The sequence below is a fragment of the Paenibacillus sp. FSL H7-0756 genome (assembly GCF_038006765.1).
Lineage (GTDB): Bacteria > Bacillota > Bacilli > Paenibacillales > Paenibacillaceae > Paenibacillus_AQ.
On sequence record NZ_JBBOVT010000001.1, the window covers coordinates 2,695,329 to 2,706,635 of the forward strand.

General features: G+C 48.4%; 9 protein-coding genes. 7 read left to right on the top strand and 2 right to left on the bottom strand.

The genetic code is table 11. The annotated features are described in order from the left end of the window. Positions 1-18: 18 nt before the first annotated feature. The 3 genes from dnaK to NST04_RS11905 all read left to right on the top strand — a co-directional run bounded on the left by dnaK (position 19) and on the right by NST04_RS11905 (position 3,615). A complete protein-coding gene (gene dnaK / locus NST04_RS11895; protein WP_036732232.1) occupies positions 19-1,866 on the top strand; it encodes a molecular chaperone DnaK in 1,848 nt (615 codons plus the stop codon). A gap of 118 nt (positions 1,867-1,984) precedes the next feature. After that, entirely contained in the window at positions 1,985-3,112 is a 1,128-nt protein-coding gene (gene dnaJ, locus NST04_RS11900; protein WP_341150572.1) for a molecular chaperone DnaJ, read from the top strand. Positions 3,113-3,207: 95 nt separating this feature from the next. Then, complete coding sequence (locus NST04_RS11905; protein ID WP_341184401.1) at positions 3,208-3,615, top strand: hypothetical protein; 408 nt, start codon at positions 3,208-3,210, stop codon at positions 3,613-3,615. A 1-nt stretch (position 3,616) separates the two neighbouring features. On the opposite strand, the gene NST04_RS11910 is transcribed toward NST04_RS11905, so the two are convergent. Both NST04_RS11910 and NST04_RS11915 read right to left on the bottom strand, forming a co-directional pair. Then, positions 3,617-3,925, bottom strand: a complete 309-nt coding sequence (locus NST04_RS11910) for a hypothetical protein (RefSeq protein ID WP_341184402.1) — start codon at positions 3,923-3,925, stop codon at positions 3,617-3,619. Between the two features lie 434 nt (positions 3,926-4,359). Then, positions 4,360-8,430 (bottom strand): S8 family serine peptidase, encoded by a 4,071-nt coding sequence (locus tag NST04_RS11915; protein WP_341184403.1) that lies wholly within the window; start codon positions 8,428-8,430, stop codon positions 4,360-4,362. Between the two features lie 572 nt (positions 8,431-9,002). Here NST04_RS11915 and NST04_RS11920 point away from each other — a divergent pair. The 4 genes from NST04_RS11920 to NST04_RS11935 all read left to right on the top strand — a co-directional run bounded on the left by NST04_RS11920 (position 9,003) and on the right by NST04_RS11935 (position 11,091). Beyond that, positions 9,003-9,362: a hypothetical protein gene (locus NST04_RS11920; RefSeq protein ID WP_076154203.1), complete on the top strand. Its 360-nt coding sequence runs from the start codon at positions 9,003-9,005 to the stop codon at positions 9,360-9,362. Between the two features lie 85 nt (positions 9,363-9,447). Further along, on the top strand, positions 9,448-9,585 hold the full coding sequence (locus NST04_RS11925) for a YfhD family protein (RefSeq protein ID WP_445667885.1): 138 nt from the start codon (positions 9,448-9,450) through the stop codon (positions 9,583-9,585). Between the two features lie 122 nt (positions 9,586-9,707). Next, the gene (locus NST04_RS11930; protein WP_341184404.1) at positions 9,708-10,067 is read left to right on the top strand and encodes a hypothetical protein; all 360 of its coding nucleotides are present in this window, start codon (positions 9,708-9,710) and stop codon (positions 10,065-10,067) included. 112 nt (positions 10,068-10,179) lie between these two features. Continuing rightward, a complete protein-coding gene (locus NST04_RS11935; protein WP_341184405.1) occupies positions 10,180-11,091 on the top strand; it encodes a methyl-accepting chemotaxis protein in 912 nt (303 codons plus the stop codon). Positions 11,092-11,307: the final 216 nt, after the last annotated feature.

Below are 11,307 nucleotides of genomic sequence, written 5' to 3' on the forward strand. Positions count from 1 at the left end.
CTGAGGAGGCACATTACAGTGAGTAAAGTTATCGGTATTGACTTAGGAACCACGAACTCTTGCGTTGCCGTTATGGAAGGCGGCGAAGCCGTCGTTATCCCGAATCCGGAAGGCGCGCGTACAACCCCATCGGTTGTAGGCTTCAAGAAAGACGGCGAGCGCATCGTCGGTGAAACGGCGAAACGCCAGGCTATTACGAACCCGGACCGTACGATCGCTTCGATCAAGCGCCACATGGGTACAGGCCACAAAGAAAGCATTGACGGCAAAGACTATTCTGCTCAAGAAATCTCGGCTATGATCCTTCAGAAGCTGAAATCCGATGCTGAAGCTTATCTGGGCCAGCCTGTAACTCAGGCGGTTATTACAGTTCCTGCTTATTTCAATGACAGCCAGCGTCAGGCTACCAAGGATGCAGGTAAAATCGCCGGCCTTGAAGTACTGCGTATCGTCAACGAGCCAACAGCAGCTGCTCTTGCTTACGGTCTGGAGAAATCCGAAGATCACACCATCCTGGTCTATGACCTTGGCGGCGGTACCTTCGACGTATCCATCCTTGAGCTGGGCGACGGCTTCTTTGAAGTAAAGGCTACCAGCGGTGACAACCGTCTGGGCGGAGATGATTTTGACCAACTCGTTATGGATTATCTCGTAGCAGAATTCAAGAAAGAGCAAGGCATTGACCTGAGCAAGGACAAGGCGGCTGTTCAACGTCTGAAGGATGCTGCGGAAAAAGCCAAGAAAGAGCTGTCCGGCGTACTTACAACTACAGTATCGCTTCCGTTCATCACAGTGGTTGACGGAGTGCCTCAGCACCTTGAGATCAACCTGACCCGTGCCAAGTTCGACGAGCTGACTGCAAGTCTGGTTGAGCGTACACTGGGCCCTACACGTCAAGCGCTGAAGGATGCTGGTATGACGCCTGCGGACCTGAACAGAATCGTACTGGTCGGCGGCTCTACCCGTATTCCTGCAGTACAGGATGCGATCAAGAAACTTACCGGCAAAGAGCCTCACAAGGGCGTTAACCCGGATGAAGTAGTAGCCCTGGGTGCTGCTGTTCAAGCGGGCGTACTGACTGGTGATGTAAAAGACGTAGTTCTGCTCGACGTAACTCCGCTGTCCCTCGGTATTGAAACTGCAGGCGGCGTATTCACGAAGATGATTGAGCGCAACACTACGATCCCTACAAGCAAATCGCAGGTCTTCTCGACTTTCGCAGACAGCCAGCCTAGCGTGGAAATCCACGTATTGCAGGGTGAACGCGAGATGGCGAACGGCAACAAGACGCTGGGACGCTTCATGCTGAACGAGATTCCACCGGCACCGCGCGGCGTACCGCAGATCGAAGTTACCTTCGACATCGATGCCAACGGTATCGTTAATGTCTCTGCAACAGATAAAGGCACCAACAAGAGCCAGAAGATCACCATCACTTCTTCCAGCGGTCTGAGCGACGCAGAAGTGGAACAGATGATGAAGGATGCCGAGCTGCACGCTGAGGAAGACCGCAAGCGTAAAGAACTGGTTGAAGCCAAGAACGGTGCTGACCAGCTCGTATACTCCACAGATAAAGTAATCAAGGATCTGGGCGACAAGGTCGATGCTTCCGAGATCGACAAAGCTAATGAAGCCAAGGACAAGGTTAAGGCTGCACTTGAAACCGACAACCTGGAAGAAATTACTGCCGCTACAGAGGCGCTGAATGAGATTGTACAGCAGTTGTCCGTGAAGCTGTATGAGCAGGCTGCACAGGAACAGCAGGGCGCTGAAGCGGGTCAGGATGCTTCTGAAGGCAATGCCAAGAAAGATAATGTGGTAGATGCAGATTACGAAGTGGTTGACGATGAGAAGAATCAAGGGTAACCTTAGACGATAAGTTTTAATGTGGTGAGAGGGAAGGTCAATACCGGGGCATCCCGTGTTTTGGCTTTCCTTTTACCATGTATACAGGGGAAATTGACGATGTACGGAGGTGAAAGCAGTGGCAGATAAACGTGATTATTATGAGGTTCTGGGCCTCGGGAGAGATGCTTCAGAAGACGAAGTGAAGAAGGCCTACCGCAAGCTGGCGCGCCAGTACCATCCCGATGTGAATAAGGCCAGTGATGCTGAGGCCAAGTTCAAAGAGGTTAAGGAAGCCTATGACGTTTTGAGCGACGGGCAACAGCGTGCGCGGTATGACCAATACGGGCATATTGACCCTAATCAGGGAATGGGCGGCGGCTTTGGCGGCGGTGGCGGAGATTTCGGCGGTCTTGGTGATATCTTCGATATGTTCTTCGGCGGCGGCGGTGGACGGCGTGATCCGAATGCACCACAGCGCGGCGGCGACTTGCAGTATACAATGACCATTGAGTTCAAGGAAGCGGTGTTCGGCAAAGAGACCGATATTACCATTCCGCGCACGGAGACCTGCGATACCTGCTTTGGCTCCGGAGCCAAGCCGGGTACGAAGCCGGAGACCTGTTCCGTCTGCCATGGCAGCGGGCAGCAGGAATTCGTACAGAATACACCGCTTGGACAGATGCGTAACCGCCGTCCCTGCTCCCATTGCAGCGGCACAGGCAAGATCATCAAAGAGAAATGCACCACCTGTGCAGGCCAGGGCAAGGTCAAGAGACAGCGTAAGATCCATGTGCGTATCCCTGCCGGTGTCGATGACGGCGCACAGCTGCGCATGACCGGTGAAGGCGAAGGCGGCACACGCGGCGGCCCGGCCGGAGATCTGTACATTGTAATCCGCGTGAAGAATCATGATTTCTTCGAGCGCGAGAACAACGATATTATGTGCGAGGTTCCCTTGACGTTCGCTCAGGCGGCTCTGGGTGATGAGATTGAGATCCCAACGCTGACCGAGAAGGTGAAGCTCAAGATCCCGGCAGGCACCCAGACTGGTACCTTCTTCCGCCTCAAAGGCAAAGGAGTTCCGCATCTTCGCGGCAATGGCGTCGGTGACCAGCATGTCCGTGTTATCGTAGTCACACCTAGCAAGCTCAGCGAAGAGCAGAAGGACCTGCTTCGCCAGTTCGCCTCCCATAACGGAGAGAACACGCATGAGCAGGAGCAGTCGTTCTTCGACCGTGTGAAGAAGGCTTTCCGGGGAGACTGAAGGATAAGGAATATATAGTGTAGCAACTAGAGCAAGCCCCCAATCTGGAAGAGGAGATTGGGGGCTTTTTGCTAATAACGAATTAAGGAGGAGCTATGGATAAAAGAGTAGAAGAAATCATTGCTTCACTTGAAGCTATCAGCATTAAAATAGTGGTACCACTTAGAAAAAAAGTTATTAATAAAACTGCATTCAGCGAGCTTTTTGGATTAATGAGTGAATTGCAGGAATTACTTGATAATGAAAAGTGGATACAGAAAGAATTAGTGGAAATCTTATTTCACATATATACCCAACTGGATATACAGGCTGGTTATGTTAAGGAGGAAGAAGTTAAAAATGAATTCACTGTCTATCTTAGCAAAATGAGAAGAAAAATGAGAGATATTTTTGGCAAGAGGGTGCAAAATACTGAGGAGATTTCAGTTCAAGAGCTTATAGATAATTCGGATTTTGCTAACTTACAAGAAATTATGGATGAATTTAAGAAGTTATACGAGTAGTTCAACTACAGTCTTCTTTTTCGATTTCAATTATATCTCCATCTGCAACTTTTCTATGTTCATAAAGTTCAAATTTACTTCCTACAAAAAGCAAATTTTCTGGTGCCTTCTCAGGAAACAAAAATTCTATATTACAGAGTGTTTCATAGTTATCATGGTTTGAAATAATATTTAGTACAACACTCCAATCCCGATCTGCCAAATCATAATGAAAATGTGCAGCTGTTGAATAGTTTATTAAAGGAAACCTCTTTTTCCCACCTTGTTCCGTTGGAATCCAGCTAACCCTAGCTACAACTTTATTATCCATGTTATTTAATCACCTTTACCTTCCGAAAATAATAATTATCAGGATCAATTAAAATCATCAAAGTAATCGCAAATGGTTCTCGAATTATCGAAGGAGGTTCCTTTTCAATAATGAAGAACGTATCCATTCTTGATCTTGAAGATGTATCAATCTCTTGCAAACCAACAATGTTAAATTTTGAATCAAAAAAAGACAGTTTAATACATTTTTCCTATCGCTTTACGTCTGGTAAGACTTATGCAATAGAGAAAAACTAATACAGAGCTTGACAAATTTAGAGAGTTGCATTGATGAAATTGTGTATGTAAAAAAGAAATAGACAATCCCCCTAAGATAACACAAAACAAGTTAAATCCCCTCCACTTCCTGACTTGGAAGCGAAGGGGATTTAGTTTTACTTTCTCTATACTTGGCGTTTAGAGAAGTTGGTTCTACTACTGAATCAATCCGCTCTTGCTCAGCAATTCATAGAGTGCAGTGGCTGCTGTCTCACGGGTGGCCGGAGCGGTTGGATTAAAGGCAATTCCCGACTCGCTGGCGAAGATGCCGGCTTTGGTCAGGGCTTGCAGACTGTCCTTGGCGTAAGGGGCTACCTTAGCGCTGTCGGAGTAGGTTGTGAACGAAGGATTAGCAACAGCCTTCAGTTCAGTGCCTGTCAGTTTCACTGCTCTGTCCAGAATGACGGCCAGCTCCTGACGGGTTACCTTCTGGGTTGGAGCAAACTTGCCATTGCCGATACCTAGAATCAGGCCGGCCTTGGAAGCTGCAGCTACATCCTTGGCATACCAGTCGGTTGCTTTCACATCCGAGAAGGCACCAGAAGCATCCGTACGCAGACCCAGTGCTCGGGTCAACAATGCGGTGAACTCAGCGCGGGTCAGATTGCTCTGCGGCGCGAAGGTTGTTGCTGAGGTTCCCTGGATAATCAGCTTGTCGGCCAAGGTCTGGATGGCAACAGCTGATTTAGAATTAGCGATGTCTGTGAAGGCTGCTGCCGGTTTGCTGACTGCTGCATACACGGAGAAGCCTGGACGGCTTACGGTCACAAGGGTTGTATCATCTGCCTGTGGTGTGAAGACAGAAGCAACCGGGGTCACCAGTCCATCTTTTTCAAACAGTACACCAGCAGTCTTCGATTCAATCTTCCCAGGTACAGTAAAGGTGCGCTTGATGAAAACGTTGGTTGGAACGTTCAAGTAAGTGCTGCCTGTAGCTGTAGTCCATGAAGCTTCATAGGATACCGGAGTTCCGATGACCTTGGCACCCGGAGTACCTGCAATCAGCTTGCTGGCTGCATCCTGCTCTTGCTTGATCACAAGCTTGAAGCTCTGGTCCGCAGGGGAAGCTGCAAGCAAGGATACCGGTAAGGCTACAGCAGATCCGCCAACATTCACGATAATGGTGCTGCCTGCTTGAATGGCGGCCAGCGACTTCACCTGATCAGCAGTCAGGCTCAGTTCAGCAGACTTATCTGAGATGCTGATAAGAGAGATAACAACGGCTGTCTTGACAGTAGAAGCTTTAGCAAGAGCGGCTTTTAGATCGCTGTCACTGACGGTAACTGTTGTTACACCATCTTTCGATGCAGTTAGAGGTGTTACCGTTACCTGTTGAACGCCTTCTTCAACAAGGGACTTTACAGGAGCTGGAACCACTACAGGAGTCGGCGTTACTACTGTACCTCCACCGCCACCGCCACCGCCACCGCCACTGTTTCCACTGTCGGAGACAGTGATAAAGCGGAATGAGGTGTAGGTGCTGTAGTATTCATCATTGTTGTAGTCAATCTTGATCGGTGTCTTTGTATTGTCCTCAGCAGTGATTCCAAGAATTTCAAGCTTGTACACCCCGTCTGTAAGACCTGCCACCGCAGGGTTGCCGTAAGCATCCAAGATTGGATCACCATTGTGGTCATATGGGTGATAGGTGGATGATATCACTGTGCTATAGTTTCCAGGCTCAAAGAATTCATCTGGTGATCCTGTAGTGGATACCTGGAAGGAGCCTTTCTTGATATCATCCAAGCCAATCAGATTCACTTCATAGTAGTTAATATCTTTTGCTTTCAGCTTATAGTTCAGAATAGCACTTGAATTGGTGTAGACAATCGGCTGGCTCAGTGCAGCTTCCTGAATGCCTGTACCCCAGCTAGGCTGTTCGGTAGTCTTATCTACATTGATTGCAAATGGCAAGTGAAGTGTTGGCTGGCCGTCTGCTTTCAATACGATATTACCTTGCAGCATTTGTGGCTCGGTATCAGCAGCAACGGTAACCTTCAGGTTGAACGTGGAGGCACCTTTCGCGGCTGCAGTTACCGATGATTTGTCGAGAGCCGCAGATACTTTAGGATCACCATAATTCCATTCCACGGAAGCTGAATAGGTGAGCGTGCTATCACTCATATTCTTCAACTGCAGGACTTTCGTATCTTCAGAACCTGGCAGCAATGTGCCAAAGCTTGTGGACGGATTGTAGTTGATCACATTCTGAGGGACAAAGTTCTTGTCCAGAATGGAGATGGGCTCAATCGCCTGCAGCAGTGCCGGTGTGTTGATGGCATTTTCTACATTAGCGCGTCCAGGACCTTGAAGATAGAAGTCTTCAGGATCACCCTGGTAGAAAACAGGGTCTGCCGTGTTCGCCAGAGCGGCACGAATGTCAAATGGCGTATAGTCCTTATGTTTCTGTTTGATTAGCAGCGCTAAGCCTGCCACATGTGGTGTTGCCATGCTTGTACCACTAATACGATTGTATGCTTTGGAATAATCTGTTTCCGGATGGCCTTTGCCATAAGCTGGCCACGTAGACAGCACTCCGTCACCAGGAGCAACAATGTCCGGCTTGATGCTTAGATTACCGTCAAAGTTTGGTCCTAATGAAGAGAAAGTACTCATTGTATCACCTGTTGTCATTTCATGGTGATATTCTGGCCCAAAAGTGAAGTAGGTTGGATTATCGCCATTTTTCAGAATCGCTCTGGCTAATTGGCGTCCTTTGGAGCCTTCGATGTCAAACGTAGGTATACTTTGGTAACTATTACCTAGGTTCACACCAATGAAGTCACTACGATCTTCGTAGTCTTCGTCTAGAATAGCTTCGCTCTTACCATCCACTTTGTGAGCATTTCCGTTGAAAATTACGATTGCTCTAGCTTTACGCTCTTTAGCATTCGCAATTTTGTCTACAAAGCCCAGTTCACCACGTGATACCAACACGATGGAACCGCTGATATCTTCGGCAGGGTAATCTTCTTTCGCTCCAAGATCAGCATACACAACGCGTACTGGCTTAGTACCAATGATAGTGGCGAAATCATCATTTGCCAGCTCATACGCCATCATATGGAACGGAAAGTAGGTATCATAAGTAACAGAAGTTACTGAGTTTGCAATTTCTGCCTTGAATTCGCCGGAGTACGCATCAATAGGACTGGTTACTGAACCTACTGAAATGGCCAATTGGGAGGCAGCCGGGGAACCCATAGAGAAATAACCTGCTTCTCCGTTATTCCCGTTCGCAATGACAGCAGTCACTCCAGAGAGTACAGCATTATTAATCGCGATGGAATCCGGAGAATTGACATCCTTCTCGGAATCGGAGCCGAGCGACAGGTTGATGACATCCATGCCCTGCTTCACCGCACGTTCAATCCCGTCAATGACTTGAGCGGAAGACCCGGAGGAAGTGTTGGGTTTATCAATATTGCGGCCTAACACTTTGTAGACGTACAGTTCCGCTCCCGGAGCTACGCCTTTTTGCGCAACATCGCCTTTAGCTGCATACTGACCAATGATGGTGCCAGCTACATGCGTACCGTGGTAAGTTCCCGCATAGCCTACACCATATTCGGTATCTTCTTCTGGAGTAAGCGGAACTTCTTCATAGGGATCATTATCCTGGTAAAAGGAGTCATATCCGCCCTTATAAGCCCCAGCAATATCCGGGTGCGTATAGTCAACACCGGTGTCGATTACACCGACCTTCAGTCCGGCTCCGGTGAGGCCTTGGTCAGCCGCCCAGTCCGCATGAATCTGCTTCAGGGGAGCATTGTCGTTTCTGTAAGTTACTTCGGTCACTGTCTGATCAGGGAGAGCATACCAGGTGCTGTTCGGATAGATGGAAGTTACGCCGGGGATTTTGGCCAGATCAGGAATTTTGTCTGCAGGAACCGTGACCTCGAAGCCGTTCAATACGGTGTCGTATTTGTAATTGACGGACAGGTCAATGCCCTTGGTTTCGGCCTGGTCCAGCACATCGGCCTGCTGGCTGTTCACCGCAACTTCGGTCGCTGTTCTGGCGAGCGCGCTGATCCCTTGTTTGGCGGCATACTTGCCGACGGCAGCAGGCTGGCCGCTGAGTTGAACGATAACCCGGACAAGATTTGAGGATTTGGTGTTAATCTGTGGAGAAATATAAGGCTGATTTGCTGGAATCAAGGCTGGAAGATGATTGCCTGATACGGGTGTCTTCAAGCTGCTGGCGGCGAAGGCCGCGCCCGGAATCATACTTGCAGCTACACCTAAGGATAATGTTAGTAATGATAGCTTACGAGGTAATTTTGACCACTCCAAATGTAATCCCCTCCACAATATGATGTTGGTTCTGGCTCACATCTCTCCTGCTTCACGACAGTAGCGGATTCTCCTTTTCTATTAATCCGGTTTATTTCCGTCAAGATTACTAGGAAAAATATTAAGAAGATTTTACCACTGGTTATTTGTAAAATCCACACAAAATTTATAGAGTTTTGAGAATATTTTCGTTTTATGTGGAATGTTAGTTGACACAATTAGGCTTTTTAAACTAGTGGAGATAATTTAATAGACAAAAAAATACAAGAAAACAGATAAAAAAACAAATTTCGTCATAAATACTGACATGGTTTCTGGGCGGAAAACAGGGTTGGAAATTTAGAAGTGTGGCTTCAGAATTATGAAAACTGTAGAAAACAGAGGGTGGAAGTCTGAATTTTCTTTGGAGTCACAGCAAACCCCAATGTATAAATTCCTGTCCGAAAATCCAAAATACCCAAGTAAGCTTGAACGAGTGAATACCAGGCAGAAAGCAGGGAATTCCGATGTCTGAAAAAAGTATACTGGCCTACTTTAAAACCCCGGAAGAAGCGGAAGGGGTCTCGCGTAAGCTGCAGGCACTGCGTGCAGAGGAGATTTCGATTGACCGGTTCAGCAGGTTTGGGGGGAGTAGGCAGGAGCCGGGAGTGAATCCGGTAACCGGCAATTTGGCGAGCATGGATTCGATGACGGCAGTCAGTGACCATACGGGCATATTAGCTGCGGCGCATACGAGCGGGAGCGGAATGAGTCACGGCGGGGATGGCGGACCGACAGGCAGAAATATTTTGCTGACAGTTATTGTCGACGCGTCTGTCCATGGTCAGGCGATGTCGCTGATTGAGGAAGCCGGCGGAATGATTTGAAGCTGAGAGAATCAGATAATACATTGGAGGCTGATGGTAAGCTATGGACAGAGAGAACTCGAAAATCTTTTCCAAAACCGAAAAAATGAAAATGCTCTATGAGGCGAAGGCCGAGGATGTTGAATTCTCAGCGGCTGAAGCAGACCAGGATGATATAGAGGCCATGGACCGTTCCCGTGAGGCGGACAAGCGGCAGCTGGACGAGATTATGAAGAAGGAATAATTCAGTAAAGTCAAGAAGAGATGAACAGGCGAATTGTTGCTGTCGATACCCTGCGCAAGTGGGGTATTTTTGTGTTGTGGCGTGTATAATGGAGTGATATGCGAAGCCGGGAGGATACATAAGTGAATACAGTAATAATGTGGGTGGGGCTGGCGTTGCTGGTTGCGTTGTTAACCTTTTTGAACCAGAAGCAGGTCTATTCCTCCAAAATAAAGCAAGCTTATCAGGAGCTGCGAATGCTCGCTGATAAGGTCCAATCAGAGCAGTCGGAGGCCGCAGATCTTGGACGCTGGGAAGCCTCTATCGCCGAAATGGAAAAGCATCCCAATGAATTCAATAAGCTGGACAAGGAGATCGGCCTGCGCCAGGTCTTCGTCCAGTATCTGGAGCGGCATTATCCGCAGGATACGAGACTTCCAGAGCTGCAGGAAGCGGCTGCGTACCGGAAGGACAGCGTATGGGGGATTAAGATAGGGAATTAGAAAAACCATATCATTTTAAAAGCCGAAACAGCCGTTAATAAGAGTAAAGTGAAATAAGCGAGTATCGTCCGGCATAATAGTTAAAAAATGAGATGTATAGGGAGCAGTCAACATGGAAAATCTAGCAGACCAAGTAGTTACAGACGAACTGGTAGTCAAAGCTTTGGAAAAGAATCTCGCCATGATCCGGTTTGACCTGAACCGCCGTGTCGCCTATGTCAATGAGATTTTTGCCCGGTCGGTGAAATACAAAACGGAGGATATGTACGGCATGCAGCACAGCCAGCTGTGCTTCCCTTCATTCGTGAACAGTCCGGATTATGAGTTGTTCTGGCAGAATTTAATGGCTGGCCGGAGCTTCCAGGACAAAATTGAACGGATGGACGCAGAGGGGAATTCGGTCTGGCTGGAAGCTACCTATATGCCGGTGTTCGATGAGACAGATACCCATGTCATCGGCGTATCCAAGGTGGCCACCAACATTACGGAGAGACAGAATAACATGAGCCATGTCGTGGAGCTGATGCAGGGAATGGCGGATAGCCTCAATCAGCGTGCGGACAAAGGAATTGAGCGGAGTCAGGAGCTGCTGCTGAGTATTGACAGGATTGCCGAGGTGTCGAGCGAGAATACCGAAACCCTGCTAAGTCTGCAAAAGCAGGCGGCTGCGATCCGCGGCGTAGTGCAGACCATCCGGGATATTGCTTCCCAGACCCATCTGCTTGCCCTGAACGCAGCTATTGAGGCTGCACATGCCGGAGAATTCGGCCGGGGATTCGATGTGGTGGCCAAAGAGGTAAGAAAGCTGTCTGCGATGGTGCAGGATCAGATTACCGAAGTCCGGGACAGTGTCCAGGCCATTACAGAAGAGGTCGGGAGAATATCCATTGGGCTGAACCAGGTGCAGGATAATGTGCAGCTCAGCCAGCAGCAGATTCAAGTGGCGCTGGATGAATTCACGCTGATCGCAAGCTCTGCGCAGGAGCTGGACAACCAGGCGCGCGAGGTTATGAACATTATCTAAGACGTGCTTGTTCTGAAGATGAGCAGTTATTCCTGGACAATTTATCGTAAGCAGTATGTAGCCTGTGTACACCAGGTGGACATGCTGCTTTTTTATTACACACATATAAGAAACACTAAAGAAATAAACGAAAAGCAAAAAGAAGCGGAGGGGAAATTTGGAACTGTAGGAGCGATAGCGTCCGCCTAAAAGCTTTCCGTAGGAAAGCTAGCATCG

Coding starts and splice junctions, on each gene's coding strand:
- NST04_RS11905 (WP_341184401.1), top strand. CDS start 3,208: ATGGATAAAAGAGTAGAAGAAATCATTGCTTCACTTGAAGCTATCAGC.
- NST04_RS11935 (WP_341184405.1), top strand. CDS start 10,180: ATGGAAAATCTAGCAGACCAAGTAGTTACAGACGAACTGGTAGTCAAA.
- NST04_RS11920 (WP_076154203.1), top strand. CDS start 9,003: ATGTCTGAAAAAAGTATACTGGCCTACTTTAAAACCCCGGAAGAAGCG.
- NST04_RS11910 (WP_341184402.1), bottom strand. CDS start 3,925: ATGGATAATAAAGTTGTAGCTAGGGTTAGCTGGATTCCAACGGAACAA.
- NST04_RS11925 (WP_445667885.1), top strand. CDS start 9,448: ATGAAAATGCTCTATGAGGCGAAGGCCGAGGATGTTGAATTCTCAGCG.
- NST04_RS11915 (WP_341184403.1), bottom strand. CDS start 8,430: ATGATTCCGGGCGCGGCCTTCGCCGCCAGCAGCTTGAAGACACCCGTA.